Consider the following 15583-nt stretch of genomic DNA (forward strand, 5'->3'; position numbering starts at 1 on the left):
CCTGCCGTGGTGTACGAAGAGTGCGTGACACATGAGTCCTCGTGGGATGCCGACGAGGCGCTGACGGCCGTCTACACCGCGCACTACACCTCGCTCGTCCGCCTCGGCGCACTACTGCTGCGCGACACCGGCACGGCCGAGGAGATCGTCCAGGACGCGTTCGTCGCCATGCACGGCCGGTGGAACCGGCTGCGCGACCCCCACAAGGCTCTTGCCTACCTGCGGACCGCGGTGGTGAACCGCTGCCGGTCCCGCCAGCGGCACCTCGTCGTGGTCGACAAACACACGCCGAAGTCGTTGCCCGACGAACCCAGCGCCGAGCAGGCGGTGCTGCGCACCGAGGAGACCGACCGGGTCGTCGAGGCGATGCGCACCCTGCCGGAGAAGCAACGCACCGTGATGGTGCTGCGGTACTACGGTGACCTGTCGGAGGCGGAGATCGCCGACACGATGGGCATCAGCCGGGGCTCCGTGAAGAGCCACGCCGCGCGCGCGACCAAGTCGCTGCGCCAGCTCCTGGAGCAGAACGTATGAACCACGACGCCCCCGACCCGTTCGACGAGCTGATCCGCCGGGCCCTCCACGAGGAGGCCGACCGGATCCAGCCGGCCGACGCGCTGCCGGAGATCCGCACCCGCGCGCACGCCCAACGCCCGTCCGCCCGCCGCCCCTGGTTCCTGACCGCCGGCGTCGCCGCGGTCGGCACCGCCGCGGCGATCGGCGCCTTCACGGTCTTCACCAACACCGACACCACCGCGAACGACGGCGACTCGGTCGCCGGCCAGAGCACCGGTACGTCGGCCCTCCCGGAGACCCAGGCCCCGACCGTCCTCACCGCCTCCCCGATGCCCACCCCGGCCCCGAAGACCCGCGGCGTACCGGAGGCGTCGGTGCGCGACCAGCTGGTCCCGGTGTACTGGCTCGGCACCCAGGTCGGCGCGCAGAAGAAGACCACCGCGCGGCTGTACCGCACCTGGTCGAAGGTCAGCGGGCACCCGGCCGAGCAGGCCGTCCGGATCATGACCACGAAGAACCCGAACGACCCGGACTACTACTCGGTCTGGCGCGGAGCCTCGGTCAACACCGTGACCCGGGACAACGACGAGGTGACCGTCGACTTCAGGCAGTTGCCGAAGGCCACACTCGACGAGGACGTCGCGCGGGTCGCGGCGCAGCAGCTCGTGTACACGGTCCAGGGCGCGCTGAAGGACGACCAGACGCCGATCCGCGTCACGCACAACGGTCAGGACGTGCAGCGGCTGTTCGGGCAGATCGACACCACCCAGCCGCTGAACCGGGCGCAGCCGTCCGACGTCCAGGCGCTGGTCTGGATCGACTCCCCCGCCCAGGACGAGGCGCTCGCGCCGAAGGTCACCGTGCAGGGCGTGGCGGCGGCGTTCGAGGCGACCGTGAACTACCAGGCGACGAACCTGAAGACCCGTGAGGTGAAGAAGAGCTTCGCGACCACCAAGCAGGGGCAGACGTTCGCGGCGTACGCGTTCCAGCTGAACCTCAGCCCGGGGCCCTGGCAGATCAGCGTGTACCTCGTGTCGCCGGCCGACGGCAGCGTGACCGACACCGACACCAAGGCGATCCTGGTGAAGTAGGTCAGTCCGCGGCGCGGTCGACGGTTGCGGCGAGGAGGCCGGGGAAGGCGGCGTCGAACTCGGAGCGGCGCAGGCGGTTCAGGCGGCGGGCGCCTTCGTCGCGTTGCTCGATCAGGCCGGCCGAGCGGAGTACGGCGAAGTGGTGGCTGGCGGTCGCCTTCTTGACCGGGAGGTCGAAGGTGCCGCAGGCGCGCGACCAGTCGTCGTGCGCGGCCAGGTCGCGCAGGATCGAGCGCCGGACCGGGTCGGCGAGCGCGTCCAGCGCGGACTGCAGGGTCACCTCGGCGGGGTCGACGTGCGTGAGCGTGCGGGCTCTGGCGGTTTCGACGGCCATGGGTTCAGGTTAGCGCCAGCGCGAAGGGGCCAGCAGCGCGGCGGCCGCGGCCACGCCGGCGGTCGAGGTGCGCAGTACGGTGTCGCCGAGGCGGATCGGGGTGCCGTCGAACGCGGCCAGCTCGGCCGGGGCGATGCCACCTTCGGGGCCGATCACCAGCACGATGTCGCCGGTCGCCGGGACATCGAGCGAGGCCAGCGGGACGGTCGCCTCTTCATGCAGTACGACGGGGAGCGCGGCGCCGGCGAGCAGCTTCGCGACGTCCGCCGTGGAGGCGAGCGAGGCGACCTCGGCGAACCACGTCCGGCGGGACTGCTTGCTCGCCTCGAACGCCCAGGCCTGCCACTTCGCCAGCATCTTCTCGACCCGCTCCGGGTTCGCCCGGAACTGACTGCGCTCCGCGTTCCACGGCACGATCACGTCCACGCCGACCTCGGTCAGCATCTCCACGGCCAGCTCGGCCCGCTCCCCCTTCGGCACCGCCTGCACCACCACCACCCGCGGGTCGTACGCCGGGGTGCTCCCCCGTTCGTCCACGGCAACCGTCACACCAGCCTTGGACGCGGCGACCACCGCCCCCTCGGCCCAGGACCCGCGCCCGTCCGCCAACCGGATCCGCTCCCCCGGCCCGATCCGCCGTACGACGGCCGCATGCCGCCCTTCAGGTCCGTCCAGCACGAGCTCATCCCCGTCGAGCACCCCGCGGAAGAACACCGCGACACTCACCGCCCGCACACCCTCGCCACCCGAGAGGTCAACCCCTCAGCTGGTGGGTTGACCGCTGGAATGCCAGGCAAGAACCCGTCACGCCGGGGGTCAACCCGTCGGCTGCCGGAGCGGCCCAGTGAAGTGAGCTGAAAGCGGGCCCCGCTCGGGACCCGGCCGACCCTCGCCATCCGAGTGGTTAACCCCGGCGCTGGTGGGTTCGCCGCACGCATGCCGACGGCAAACCCGCCCGCTGAGGGGTTAACCCCTCGGTGGGTCAGGCGGCGAGGGGCCGAGCGCGGCATCTAGTGGGCGCCGAAGGCGTCGCGGAGGCGGCCGAAGACGCCCTTGTGGGTGGCCTGGACCTGGCCCTGAGGGCGTTCCTCGTCGCGGGCGACGGCGAGCTGGCGGAGCAGGTCTGCCTGGGCGTCGTCGAGCTTGGTGGGGGTCTCGACGATGACCTGGACGATCAGGTCGCCCCGCCCGGCATGCCGCAGCCGCGGTACGCCGCGCGCGGTCAGCGTCTGCTGTGTCCCGGACTGCGTCCCCGGGCGGATCTCCAGCGGTGTCGTCTCGCCCTCCAGCGTCGGCAGATCGATCGTCGTACCGAGCGCGGCCGCGGTCATCGGCAGCGTCACCGTGCAGTGCAGGTCGTCGCCGTTCCGGGTGAAGATGTCGTGCGGCTCGACCTCGATCTCGACGTACAGGTCGCCCGCCGGCCCGCCGCCGGGACCGACCTCGCCCTGGCCGGACAGCTGCACCCGCGTCCCGCTGTCGACCCCACCGGGGATCTTCACGGTGACCGTACGCCGGGAGCGCACCCGGCCGTCGCCGGAGCACTCGACGCACGGGCTCGGGATCGTGGTGCCGTAGCCGCGGCAGTTCGGGCAGGGGCGCATGGTGCGCACCTCGCCGAGGAACGACCGCTGCGTGTGCGTGACCTCGCCGCGGCCGTGGCAGATCTCGCAGGTCACCGGCTCGGACCCGGCCGCCGCGCCGGACCCGCTACAGGTCGGGCACAGTACGGCGGTGTCGACCTTGAGCTCCCGCGTCGTACCGAAGGCGGCCTCGGCGAGGTCGATCCGCAGCGGGATCAGCGCGTCCTGACCGCGCCTCGTCCGCGGCCGCGGCCCGCGGGTGGCGCCGCCGGTCTGGCCGAAGAACGCGTCCATGATGTCGGTGAACGTGAACGCCTGCCCGAACCCCGCGGCACCGCCCGGCCCGCCGGCCGCGGACGCGAACGGGTCGCCGCCGAGGTCGTGCATCTGCCGCTTCTGCGGGTCGCTGAGCACCTGGAACGCGCGCCCGATCTCCTGGAACTTCTGGTGCGCGTCCTCGGAGTCGTTCACGTCCGGGTGGTACTGGCGCGCCAGCTTCCGGTACGCCTTCTTGATCTCGTCCGGTGACGCGTCACGGCTGACGCCTAGGACGGCGTAGTAATCGGTGCTCATACTCCAGACCAGGGGGTTGTCATCATTAGGATTCAGCGAGGATCTGACTGACGTAGCGCGCGACGGCCCGTACGGCGCCCATCGTGCTCGGGTAGTCCATATGGGTCGGCCCGACGATGCCGAGCGTCGCCAGCACCTCCGACTTCGACCCGTACCCGGTCGCGACCACCGAGGTGGTGGCCAGCTCCTCGAACGGGTTCTCGTGGCCGATCCGGACGGTCAGCGTCTGCGGGTTGGTCGCCTCGCCGAGCAGCTTGAGCAGGATCACGTGCTCCTCGAGCGCCTCCAGCACCGGCTTCACGTTGCGCTCGAAGTCGTCGCCGTACCGGGTCAGGTTGGCGGCGCCGCCGACCGCGATCCGCTGCTCGCCGATGTCGTCGGTGAACGCCTCGAACAGCGTGGTCACGATCGACGCGACCAGGGACCGGTCGGACGGCGCGAACAGCTCGGGCACGCCGGCCAGCGCGGACGCCGCGTCGGTCAGCCGCTGACCGGCCAGCGCGGTGTTCAGCCGGGACCGCAGGTCCGCGGTCAGCTGCTCGTCGACGTCGTGCGGGTGCTCGACGATCCGCTGCTCGACCCGGCCGTTGCTGGTGATCAGCACCAGCAGCAGCCGGCGCGGGGTCATCGTGACGACCTCGATGTGCCGGACGCTCGACCGGTTCAGCGACGGGTACTGCACGATGGCGACCTGGCGGGTGATCTGGGCGAGCAGCCGGACCGTCCGGCGGACCACGTCGTCCAGGTCGACCGCACCGGCCAGGAACGACGTGATCGCCTTCTTCTCCGCCGTCGACAGCGTCTTGACCGTGCTCAGCTTGTCGACGAACAGCCGGTACCCGGCGTCGGTCGGGATCCGGCCGGCGCTGGTGTGCGGCTGGGTGATGTACCCCTCCTCCTCCAGCGCCGCCATGTCGTTGCGCACGGTGGCCGGGGAGACACCGAGGTTGTGCCGGTCGACCAGGGCTTTCGACCCGATCGGCTCGTGGGTGGCGACGTAGTCCTCGACGATGGCGCGGAGCACGTCCAGCTTGCGGTCGTCCAGCACGCGCACCACCCTTTCAGACCCTTGGCACTCCGTCGTTCAGAGTGCCAGTCTAGGCGGTCTCGGGCGAGGCACCCAACGGAACGGGCGCCGGACGCGTCACTGTACTCGCCACATCAAGGGGCTGATCCTGTACTGCGGAGTCGACGAACGACTCCAGTACGTCGAGCACGTGGTACGCCAGCTCGCCCGTCGCGCGGTGCGGCTCGCCCGTCCGCAGCGCCCGGGCCATGTCCGCGACACCGACCCCGCGGCCGGCCCCGGCGTACCCGCCGGCGACCGGCACCTCGGTCCACTCGCGCTGCTCCGGCGTCACGATCTCGACGGTCCCGTCGAACCCGTTCGGGTCCGGCACCGACAGGCTGCCGTCCGTCCCGTGGACCTCGATCCGCGGCAGCCGGCCGGCCCACACGTCGAACGACATCAGCACGGTGGTCAGTGCGCCGGACTCGTGCTCCAGTACGCCGGTGACGTGCGTCGGCACCTCGACGTCGAACACGGTCCCGGCCCGCGGCCCGGTGTGGATCTTCCGCTGCTGCTTCGCCCGGCCGGCGCGGGCGGTGACCCGGACGACCGGCCCGAGCAGCGTGACCAGGCTGGTGACGTAGTACGGGCCCATGTCGAGGACCGGGCCGCCGCCCGGCTTGTAGTAGAACTCCGGCGCCGGGTGCCACAGCTCGTGGCCGGGGGTCACCATGAACGCGGTGGCCGCGTGCGGCGTACCGATGTCGCCGCGGTCGATCGCCGCGCGCGCCGTCTGGGTGCCGGTGCCGAGGACCGTGTCCGGCGCGCAGCCGATCCGCAGGTCGTTGGCGGCGGCGTACGTCAGCAGCGGCTCGGACTCGGCGCGGTCCATCGCCAGCGGCTTCTCGCCGTACACGTGCTTGCCCGCGGCCAGCGCGGCCTGGTGTACGGCGGCGTGGGCAGCCGGGATCGTCAGGTTGAGGACGATGTCGACGTCGTCGGCCGCGTACAGCTCGTCCGGCGACAGCGCGCGGATGCCCGGGTTCTGGTCCGCGATCGCCTGCGCCCGCGCGCCGTCCAGGTCCGCGACGGCGACCACGTCGACGCCGGGGAGCTTGGCCAGGTGGTCCAGGTACGTGCCGGAGATGACGCCGGTCCCGACGATGCCGATGCCGGTCACTTGCTCGCCCACAGCAGCCCCCGCTCGATGATCGTCCTGACCTCGGGCGTCTCCAGGTCGTCCAGCTTGTGGCCGACCGTGCAGACGAAGACCTTGCCCTCGCCCCAGGTGCGGGTCCAGATCGCCGGCATCACGGCGCCCTCGATCCACGGGTAGTCCGGATGCGACTCGAACGTCGTCGTGGCCAGCACGGTGTTGGTCGGGTCGTAGTGGATGTAGTACTGCTCGGTGTGCACGTCGAAGTGCTTGATGCCTTCGACGATCGGGTGGCCTGATTGCTCAGGGACGATGTCCACCCGGTAGTCCGTGTAGCCGTGCGGGTGCGAGATGAACTGGCCGCCGGTGATGAAGCTGTAGTCGACGTTCTTGCGGAACGAGTCCGCGATCCCGCCGTGCCAGCCGGCGAACCCGGTGCCGCGCCGGATCGCCGCCTCCAGGCCCTTGAAGTGCTCGGGCTCGATCTCGCTCATCGTCACGCACTGCAGCACCAGGTCGACGCCGTCGAGCTCGAGGTACGCCGCGGTGGTGTCGGAGACCGTCACCTCGAACCCGTTCGCCTCGAGGTACGGGATGAACAGGTCGGTCGCCTCGACCGGGGAGTGCCCTTCCCAGCCACCCCGGACCACAACCGCACGTCGTGTCGTCACACCGGCCACCCTTCGAAAGTTTCGGAGTTCCGATCGGAACACTTGCGACCTTAAGTCGAAGGGAGAGGGCTTGCCAACCACTACTCTCAAGGCATGGGCTGGAAGTTCTGGAAGCGGTCGAACCCGATGGACCCGCAGGAGATGCTCGCGCGCGGCCACGAGCAACCGAACAGCTTTCCCGAGCGCCCGCAGGACACGCTCCCGGTCGGTTCGTTCGGGCTGACGGTCGAGGACGTGTTCTCGATCACGGGCCGCGGGACGGTCGTCACCGGGCGGGTGCAGACCGGGACAATCTCGGTCGGCGAGCAGGTGCTGATCAGCCGCGCCGGGCAGCCGGTGCTGCAGATCCAGGTCACCGGGGTCGAGATGTTCCGCAAGACCGTGCAGACCGCGAAGGCCGGCGACAACGTCGGGCTGCTGCTCCGCGGCGTCAAACGGGACCAGGTCGCCAGGGGCGATGTCGTCAGCAAGTAGTGTCGAGCGCATGAGTTGGACGGAGCTCGGCGACCGCACCTGGGTCCGCCGGTACGACGAATGGGACCTCAACGTCGGCCTGGTCGTCGGCGCCGACGGCGCGCTGGTGATCGACACCCGCGCGACCACCGAAGAGGCCGAGCAGCTCCGCGAGCACATCCGGGAGCTCACCGGCCTGCCGGTGAAGTGGGTCGTCAACACCCACGCGCACTTCGACCACGTGGCCGGCAACAGTGTCTTCACCGACGCCGAGGTCTACCTGCACGAGAACGCCGCCGCCGAGGAGAACCTCGCCGGTACGACGTTCTCCGCCGCCAAGGTGATCGACCTCGGCGACCGCCGCGTCGAGCTGCTGTACGTCGGCAACGCGCACACCTCGGGTGACGCCGTGGTCTCGGTGCCGGACGTCGAGGTGTTCTTCGTCGGCGACCTGCTCGAGGAGTCGGCGCCGCCGTCGTACGGCGAGGACTCGTTCCCGCTCGAATGGCCGGACACCATCCAGGCGGTCGTCGGGATGATGCCGCCGTCGGTGCGGATCGTCCCGGGGCACGGCGCGGTCGTCGACCTGGAGTTCGCCACCGACCAGGCGATCGAGCTCGGCACGGTCGCCAACACGATCTCGGGCCTGCACCACGCCGGCACCTCGCTGGACGACGCGCTGAAGAGCACCGACGACTGGCCCTGGCCGGTCGACAAACTCCAGGACGCCATCCGCCGCGGCTACGCCGCCCTGGGCACCCCGAAGCGCCCGACGCTGCCGCTCGTCGGCCCGGGATAGCCGGACACCGGCTCAGCCCTTTCCGTTGACATCCGGTCGTCGGGCGCGCAACTTGTTCGGAACGGACTTCGCCCGACCGGATGGGGTGGTACCGCATGGCCACGATCCAGCAGACGGTTCATCCTGACGGCCGGGTCGAGCTGACCGATCGGGACGCGTTGCGCGACAGCCCGTACGCGAACGCGGAGCTGGCGCCGACGCGGTTGCCCGAGCGGACCTGGACGACGTACAACTACGCCGCGCTGTGGATGGGGATGGCGCACAACATCCCCAGCTACCTGCTCGCGTCCGGGCTGGTGGCGCTCGGGATGAACTGGCTGCAGGCGTTCTTCACGATCACCCTCGGGAACCTGATCGTGCTGGTCCCGCTGCTGCTCAACAGCCACGCGGGGACCAAGTACGGCATCCCGTTCCCGGTCTTCGCGCGGGCGTTCTACGGCGTCCGCGGCGCGAACTTCCCGGCGCTGCTGCGGGCGTTCATCGCCTGCGGCTGGTTCGGGATCCAGACCTGGATCGGCGGCCAGGCGATCTTCGTGATCGTCGGCGAACTGTTCGGCAAGGGCTGGACGGACGCGTCCGCGATCGGCGGCCACCCGTGGACGATGTGGCTGAGCTTCCTGTTCTTCTGGGCGCTGCAGATGGTACTGATCTTCCGCGGCATCGAGGGTCTGCGGCGGTTCGAGAACTGGGCGGCCCCGCTGGTGACGATCGCGTTCGTGGCACTCATGGTGGCGATCCTGGTGAAGGCCGGCGGCTTCGGCCCGATCCTGTCGCAGCCGTCCAAGCTCGGCTGGGGCCCGGACTTCTGGAAGATCTTCGCGCCGTCGCTGATGGGCATGATCGCGTTCTGGGCGACACTGTCGCTGAACATGCCGGACTTCACCCGGTTCGGGAAGGGTCAGCGGGCGCAGGTCTGGGGACAGGTGATCGGCCTGCCGACGACCATGTCGTTCATCGCGCTGGTCTCGATCATCACCACCTCCGGCACCGTCGTGCTGTACGGGTCGGCGATCTGGGACCCGGTCGAGCTCACCCGCCGGTTCGAGAACCCGGTGGTGGTCACGATCGGCCTGGTGATGGCGATCCTCGCGACGATGTCCTGCAACGTCGCGGCGAACGTGGTGAGCCCGTCGTACGACTTCGCGAACGCGTTGCCGCGCTGGCTGAACTTCCGGACCGCGGGCCTGGTCACCGGCGTGATCGGGATCGTGATCCAGCCCTGGCGGCTGATCTCGGACCCGTCGATCTACATCTTCGTCTGGCTGTCCTTCTACGGCGGCCTGCTGGCGTCGGTGGCCGGCGTACTGATCGCCGGGTACTGGCTGATCGACCGGACGAACCTGCAGCTCGCGGAGCTCTACGCACCGGGCGGCCGCTACTGGTACTCCGCCGGCTGGAACTGGCGTGCCGTGGTCGCGACGCTGTTCGGCTCGCTGCTCGCGGTCGGCGGCGCGTACTCGAACCCGGGCGCCGGCCCGTTCCCGCAGCACGGGCTGATCCCGTTCCTCAAACCGCTGTACGACTACTCGTGGGCAGTCGGGCTCGTCGCCGGATTCGTCGCCTACTTCCTGCTGACACTCACGTCCCCCAGCCGGTCGACGGCCACACATGCGGCTCCGACTTACTAGAGTTGGCGTGTGGCTGACAGGTATGGAAACGACGTACTCGCGGGCGACTGGCGGAAGCCGAAGAACGGGCGGACCGTCGAGGTCGAGATCGAGAAGGGCATGGTCGTCGAGGAGCCGAGCTCCGGGTTCGTCGGCGCGATCGTGCGCTGGGAGCACGGCGTCGTCGACCTCGAGGACCGGCACGGGAAGATCCGTACCTACCCGCTCGGGCCCGGGTTCTGGCTGGACGGCAAGCCGGTCAGCCTGAAGCCGCCGAAGAAGGCCGGCCCGGCGAAGAAGACCCGGACCGCGTCCGGGTCGGTGGCCGTCGACAACGTCCGGGCCAAGGTCGCGCGGGCCAGCCGGATCTACGTCGAGGGCCGGCACGACGCCGAGCTGGTCGAGAAGGTCTGGGGCGACGACCTGCGGATCGAGGGCGTCGTGGTCGAGTACCTCGAAGGCGTCGACGACCTGGTGGAGATCGTCAACCGGTTCCAGCCCGGGCCTGGCCGGCGGCTCGGCGTCCTCGTCGACCACCTGGTCGAGGGCTCGAAGGAGTCCAAGATCGCGGCGCAGGTCAGCAACCGGTACGTGCTCGTCGTCGGGCACCCGTTCATCGACATCTGGGAGGCGGTCAAGCCGTCGTCGGTCGGGATCAAGGCCTGGCCGCGGATCCCGCACGGGCAGGACTGGAAGAAGGGTGTGCTGCAGTCGTTCGGCTGGCCGGCCACCGACCAGGCCGACGTCGCCGCGGCCTGGAAACACATCCTGTCCAAGGTGAACAGCTTCGCCGACCTCGACCCGGCGCTGCTCGGCCGGGTCGAGGAGCTCATCGACTTCGCGACGCTGGACTGATCTCCGGCATCCGCTGCTCCAGCCACGCGCGGATCCGGCGGCGGGTGCGGCGGACGTACCAGGTGATCGCGCCGAGGACCGCGCTGAGCGCGAGGATCGCACCGGCCAGCACCGCGGCGACCAGCCGGACCGAGTCCACCACGCCGGCCAGCACCAGCAGCACGATCCCGGCCGCGGCTGTTGCCAACGGCAACCAGGGCTCGAAGATCAGCGGCCGGTGCGCCGGGGTCAGCTTCGCGCCGCGGACAGTCCGCTCCCAGACCGCCTGCCGGGCCGGTTCGGTGAACCAGCGCGCGGTCCGCAGCAGCCACGAGCCGGGCTTGTCCTTCCGCCCGGCCGTCGCCTTCACCCAGTCGCCGACCTGCGGGCCGAGGCCGCCCGACACGTCGACCATCCGGTCCGCGAGGCCCTTGGTGATCGCGCGGCCCTCCGGTGAGGCGTTCAGCTCGTCGCGCATCGTCCGCAGCGCGCTCATCCCGGCGTCGACCGGGAAGTCCCGGGCCAGTCGCTCGATCCGCTCGGCGACCGTGTCCAGCTGCCAGCCCTCGGCCTGCAGCACCTGATGCTGGGTCTCACGGATCCAGTCCGCGTCCGCGCCGAGCATCGTGCCGAGGTGCGCGACGCAGTGCAGCCGGCCCATCAGCCAGTCCCACCGACGCCAGTCCGCGGCCCCGAACGCGCCGAAGTGCCCGACCTGGCTGCCGTACAGGATCCGGTCGTTGAGCTCGTTCGCGATCGACCCTTCCTGCAGGTCGTCGAGCACCGCGAGCGGGATGTCCGGCCCGAGCCGGAGGAACTGGAACGGCGCGCTGCGCTGCTCCGGCGTCCGCGCCGACGTACACCGGGACACGATCTCGACCTCGAGCGCGATGTCCACCAGCTCCTGGCCGACACTCTCGACCAGCGCCGTGAACGCGTCGCCGAGGGTGCGCTGGAGCTGCAGCTGCTCGAAGATGTCGTTCAGCCCGACCGCGACCGCCTCGGCCCCACCGGCCGGCCGCAGGTCCAGCTGCGCGGCCGCCAGCTGTCCGTCGAGGGCGTCGCGGACGGCCTGCACCTTCAGCAGGCAGTCGCTCGTCGCGGTCAGCCGCTTCTCCAGCGCGGCCCGTCCGGCGTGCGGCGCCGTACCGACCTGGGTCCGCAGCGAGCGCAGGATCAACCGGACGATCCGCTCCGCCGCGCCGATCCCCCACCACCAGGCCGGATGACCGTCGGCGTCCTCGGTCAGCACAGTGGTCGAGCCGTCCGGCGCGGGCACCCACAGGTGCTCGGTTCGCAGGACCTCGTCGATCTCGGACTCCGACAGCGCGGTCGCCGCGTCCAGGACGGTCGACCGGTCGTGGCTCGCGATCGTCACCGCCTCCCAGACACCACCGGCCGCACGCCCCCGGGCGTACGCCGGCTGCAGCGCGGTCGCCGCGGCCCGCAACCGGGTCCGCTCTTCCGGTTGCTCCAGGCAACGATCGAAGAGCCGCTGGGTGTCGGACCAGGACGCGTCCGCATCCAGCAGCAGGTGTTCGAGCTGCTCGACGTCCGACCGGAAGTCCACCTCGCGCGGGAACTGCACCGCGGACAGCGCCGACACCCGCCAGCTCGGCTCCTTCGCCGCCGGCAACGCGGTCGACGCGTGCCCGATCCCGGCGGACGGGACGACGTACAGCACGTAGCGGCTCGCCTTGCCGGTGACGGGACGCCGCGCGACGACGTCCAGCACCGGACCGAACGGCGCGTTGTCGAGCACGCCGCCGTCGATCAGCCAGGCGCCCGCCTCGGCCGGACCTGGCCGGATCCGCGGCGGTCGCGCGGCCAGCTCGGGCGTCTCCAGGACCGGGCCGAACGCGGCCGGGAACGACGCGGACGCCCGCGCCGCGCGCGCCAGCAGTTCGGTGTCCTTCAGCCCGTTCTTGTCCTCGGTGACGAACTTCCGCTGCGCCCCGTCGTACGTCGGCGCGTCCTCGCTGGTGAACCCGTACAGATACCGGTGATCCGGTACGACGAACGCCTGGCCGGCCGCGTCCTTCGCCTCGAACTGCTGGACGCCCAGCCCGGACGCCGTCACGAACAACGTCACCGGCTCCTCGGCGTTGCTCTCGCCCGCGTCGGCGACGTCCTTCAGCAGGCCCTCGACCTGGCGCAGGAAGTACTTGCCGTCCAGCACCGACGGGGATTTCACGCCCGCGGCCGGTACCAGCTTGCCGACGTCGAGCGACCCGAGCGCGACCCACTTCTGCCGCAGCCACGGGCCGTTGTGGCTGTCCGGGTCCAGGGTCGAGCCGTTCGCGATCGCCGTCGCCAGCAAGGACCCGTTCAGCCCGCCGGCGCTCGTACCCGCGATCACGTCGACGACGATCCGCCGCTGCTCGTCGCCGCGCCGGCACAGCTCCCGCCAGCGGTCCGCGATCACCGCGTCGTACCGCTGCGGCCCGGGCGCGTTCGCGCCGCCGGACGCCCGCCGGATCAGGTCCAGCTCGTGCGTCACGCCGCCCATCCAGACTGCGAGGCTGACACCACCGTTCAGTACCAGAGCAATCCGGATCTCGTGGTCAGTCATCCGCCGCGCACCCTCCGGTCCTCACCTGGCCGAAGCTCTACCGTACCGATTCTCCCGGTCAGTCGGTGTGCAGGTGGTCCACGAACGAGCGGGTGATCCGGGCCGGGTGCGTGATCGCGGTACCGACGACGACGGCGTACGCGCCGGCCGCCAGGCAGGACCGGGCCTCCTCGGGGTCGCGGATCCGGCCCTCGGCGATCACCGGAACGTTGACGTGACCAACGAGTTCGGTGAGCAGCCCGAGATCCGGGCCGCGGCTGACCGGGCGGGCGCCGGTGTAGCCGGCCAGCGTGGTGCCGACGCAGTCCGCGCCGGCGTCGATGCTGTACAGCGCGTCGTCCAGGCTCCCGCAGTCGGCCATCACCAGGGCGCCGTGCTCGTGGACGGCGGCGATGCTCGCGGCCAGCGGCTGCCCGTCGGGCCGTTCGCGGGCGGTGCCGTCGAGCGCGACCACGTCCGAGCCGGCGGTCACGCAGTCGACCGCGTCCGCGACCGTCGGCGTGATGAAGACGCCGTCGGAGCCGCGCTTCACCAGGCCGATCAGGCAGACGTCGACCAGCGGGCGGATCGCCTTCAGGTCCTCGATGCCCTGCGCGCGGACGCCGTACGCGCCGCCCTGGACGACCGCCTGCGCAACGGCTGCCATGATGGCCGGCGACCGCATCGGCTCGCCCGGGTAGGCCTGGCACGAGACCACCAGCCGCCCCTCGATCGAGGCCAGCGCAGACTCCCCCGTACGCGCACTCATGCGTTCGTCCTCCTCATCACGTAGTGGGCCGCTCCACGCAGCGCCGTCTCCGCACCACTGCCCGACACCTCGAGCCGGGTCGCCGCGACCGCCGGGATCAGGCCGTCCCGGTACGCCGTCCGCAGCGCCGACTCCCACACCGCACCCGCGCGGGCGACACTGCCCGCGACGACGACCAGCTGCGGGTCGATCGCGTTCACCAGCCCGGCCGCGGCGGCGCCCAACGCCGTACCGCCGGTCTGCAGGGCCGCCCGGGCGAGCTCGTCGGTACGACCGGCGAGCTCACGGGTCGTCGTCACCGCGGGGTCGCCGCCGTTGGCGTGATACCAGGCGAGGATCCCGTACCCGCTCGCCACCGCTTCCAGATGCCCGCTCCGCCCGCAGGGACAGGCCATCCCGGCCGCCTCGGCCGACACCACATGCCCGAAATGCCCGCCCGCGTGATGCGCACCGAACACCGGCTCACCACCGAGGATCAAACTCCCACCGATCCCCGTCCCGGCCACCAGCGCCAGCAGATCGGGTACGCCGTACTCGACCGACAACCCGATCCCGAACGCATTCCCGTCCCCCACCACAAACACCGGCAACCCAACCCGAGCCGCCACCAACTCCGCCAGCGGAGTCCCACCCCACCCACCGATACTGCTGGTCGCCGTCAGCACCTTCCCCGCGGCAACATCCACAACACCAGCGGTTGAGATTCCCACCGCCACGTCTGCCGGTCCCCGCAACTTCTGCAGCAACGCGACAAGCACATCAACAACCCGGCCTGCCCCACCCGAGACGGAGGAGCCGGGGGTCCCGGGTTGGGCGGGGGTCGGCGCCTCGTGGATCTCGCCGCACAGCTTGCCTTTGCTGTCGGCGCGGGAGGCGGCGATCTTGGTTCCGCCGATGTCGGCGACGAGGATCACTGGGCGGCTCGGTTGATCACGACGTCGTAGCCGTAGCGGTCGCCGCGGTAGATGGTTTCGGCGAGCTCCACCGGTACGCCGGCCTCCGTGTAGCTGACCCGGGTGACCTGGAGCGCGGCCGCGCCGACCGCCTGGTCGAGGTGGTACGCCTGGTCCCGGTCGAGGTTCACCGCATGGATGGTCTGCGCCGCCCGCTCGACGGTGATCCCGGCCGCGCTCATCTGCGCGTACAGCGACGTGGTCGGGTCGAAGTCCGACCAGTCCGTCCCGACCGCCGACAGGTGCACCGACTCCAGCGCCATCGGCGTACCGTCCGCCAACCGCAACCGTTCCAGCACGAGCACGTCCGCGCCGGGCTCGATCCGCAGCCGCCGGGCGATGTCCTCGGCCGCCGGTTCGACCGCCGTACGAAGAACCGTCGTCGACGGGGTCAGCCCGCGCTGCTGCATGTCCTCGGTGAAGCTGGTCAGGCGGAGCGTCTTGGTGACCACGTCCGGATCCGCGACGAACGTGCCGGACCCGTGCACCTGATACACCAGCCCGCGCCGGACCAGCTGCTCGATCGCCCGCCGGACGGTCATTCGGCTGACCTCCAGCTGCTGCATCAGGTCGCGCTCGGACGGCAGGTGGTCGTGCGGCTGCAACTCGCCCGCCCGCCGCGCGATCTCGTCCGCGACCTGTTCGTACTTCAGGCGCTCTTGTGCTGTCCCCTTTGCTGGCATG

16 protein-coding genes are annotated in these 15583 nt (G+C 70.9%); 6 read left to right on the plus strand and 10 right to left on the minus strand.

The window, feature by feature from the left end; translation table 11 throughout:
• The first annotated feature begins 24 nt into the window (after positions 1-24).
• A complete protein-coding gene (locus ACXJJ3_RS09465) occupies positions 25-534 on the plus strand; it encodes a SigE family RNA polymerase sigma factor (RefSeq protein WP_458169589.1) in 510 nt (169 codons plus the stop codon).
• Positions 531-1607: a Gmad2 immunoglobulin-like domain-containing protein gene (locus ACXJJ3_RS09470; protein WP_458169590.1), complete on the plus strand. Its 1077-nt coding sequence runs from the start codon at positions 531-533 to the stop codon at positions 1605-1607. The genes ACXJJ3_RS09465 and ACXJJ3_RS09470 overlap by 4 nt, the downstream gene beginning before the upstream one ends.
• Position 1608: 1 nt before the next feature.
• Here ACXJJ3_RS09470 and ACXJJ3_RS09475 read toward each other — a convergent pair whose 3' ends face one another.
• From ACXJJ3_RS09475 to ACXJJ3_RS09500, 6 genes are all read right to left on the minus strand, one after another.
• Entirely contained in the window at positions 1609-1941 is a 333-nt protein-coding gene (locus tag ACXJJ3_RS09475) for an ArsR/SmtB family transcription factor (protein WP_458169591.1), read from the minus strand.
• Positions 1942-1950: 9 nt separating this feature from the next.
• Positions 1951-2667, minus strand: a complete 717-nt coding sequence (locus tag ACXJJ3_RS09480; protein WP_458169592.1) for a 16S rRNA (uracil(1498)-N(3))-methyltransferase — start codon at positions 2665-2667, stop codon at positions 1951-1953.
• A 284-nt stretch (positions 2668-2951) separates the two neighbouring features.
• On the minus strand, positions 2952-4097 hold the full coding sequence (dnaJ, locus tag ACXJJ3_RS09485) for a molecular chaperone DnaJ (RefSeq protein ID WP_458169593.1): 1146 nt from the start codon (positions 4095-4097) through the stop codon (positions 2952-2954).
• Positions 4098-4122: 25 nt separating this feature from the next.
• Positions 4123-5145 (minus strand): heat-inducible transcriptional repressor HrcA, encoded by a 1023-nt coding sequence (gene hrcA, locus ACXJJ3_RS09490; protein WP_458171873.1) that lies wholly within the window; start codon positions 5143-5145, stop codon positions 4123-4125.
• Between the two features lie 49 nt (positions 5146-5194).
• Positions 5195-6298, minus strand: a complete 1104-nt coding sequence (locus ACXJJ3_RS09495; RefSeq protein ID WP_458169594.1) for a Gfo/Idh/MocA family protein — start codon at positions 6296-6298, stop codon at positions 5195-5197.
• Complete coding sequence (locus tag ACXJJ3_RS09500; protein WP_458169595.1) at positions 6283-6933, minus strand: ThuA domain-containing protein; 651 nt, start codon at positions 6931-6933, stop codon at positions 6283-6285. The genes ACXJJ3_RS09495 and ACXJJ3_RS09500 overlap by 16 nt, the downstream gene beginning before the upstream one ends.
• 93 nt (positions 6934-7026) lie before the next feature.
• Here ACXJJ3_RS09500 and ACXJJ3_RS09505 point away from each other — a divergent pair, with 93 nt between their 5' ends.
• The 4 genes from ACXJJ3_RS09505 (at position 7027) to ACXJJ3_RS09520 (ending at position 10647) form a co-directional block, all read left to right on the plus strand.
• A complete protein-coding gene (locus ACXJJ3_RS09505) occupies positions 7027-7407 on the plus strand; it encodes an EF-Tu/IF-2/RF-3 family GTPase (protein WP_458169596.1) in 381 nt (126 codons plus the stop codon).
• A 10-nt stretch (positions 7408-7417) separates the two neighbouring features.
• Positions 7418-8185 (plus strand): MBL fold metallo-hydrolase, encoded by a 768-nt coding sequence (locus tag ACXJJ3_RS09510; protein ID WP_458169597.1) that lies wholly within the window; start codon positions 7418-7420, stop codon positions 8183-8185.
• Positions 8186-8280: 95 nt separating this feature from the next.
• Positions 8281-9813 (plus strand): NCS1 family nucleobase:cation symporter-1, encoded by a 1533-nt coding sequence (locus ACXJJ3_RS09515; RefSeq protein WP_458169598.1) that lies wholly within the window; start codon positions 8281-8283, stop codon positions 9811-9813.
• Between the two features lie 9 nt (positions 9814-9822).
• Positions 9823-10647, plus strand: coding sequence for a DUF3097 domain-containing protein (locus ACXJJ3_RS09520; RefSeq protein ID WP_458169599.1), 825 nt, complete (start codon positions 9823-9825; stop codon positions 10645-10647).
• On the opposite strand, the gene ACXJJ3_RS09525 is transcribed toward ACXJJ3_RS09520, so the two are convergent.
• The 4 genes from ACXJJ3_RS09525 to ACXJJ3_RS09540 are packed head-to-tail and all read right to left on the minus strand — an operon-like array spanning position 10622 to position 15582.
• The gene (locus ACXJJ3_RS09525; protein ID WP_458169600.1) at positions 10622-13198 is read right to left on the minus strand and encodes a DUF3376 domain-containing protein; all 2577 of its coding nucleotides are present in this window, start codon (positions 13196-13198) and stop codon (positions 10622-10624) included. The two genes, ACXJJ3_RS09520 and ACXJJ3_RS09525, sit on opposite strands and share 26 nt — an antisense overlap.
• Positions 13199-13256: 58 nt before the next feature.
• Positions 13257-13946 carry an N-acetylmannosamine-6-phosphate 2-epimerase gene (locus tag ACXJJ3_RS09530; RefSeq protein ID WP_458169601.1) on the minus strand — a complete coding sequence of 230 codons (690 nt, stop codon included), beginning with the start codon at positions 13944-13946 and terminating at the stop codon, positions 13257-13259.
• Positions 13943-14860, minus strand: a complete 918-nt coding sequence (locus tag ACXJJ3_RS09535) for an ROK family protein (RefSeq protein WP_458169602.1) — start codon at positions 14858-14860, stop codon at positions 13943-13945. Before ACXJJ3_RS09535 ends, ACXJJ3_RS09530 begins: the two co-directional genes overlap by 4 nt.
• Positions 14857-15582, minus strand: a complete 726-nt coding sequence (locus ACXJJ3_RS09540; RefSeq protein WP_458169603.1) for a GntR family transcriptional regulator — start codon at positions 15580-15582, stop codon at positions 14857-14859. Before ACXJJ3_RS09540 ends, ACXJJ3_RS09535 begins: the two co-directional genes overlap by 4 nt.
• Position 15583 lies beyond the last annotated feature (1 nt).

The sequence above is a fragment of the Kribbella sp. WER1 genome (assembly GCF_054189145.1).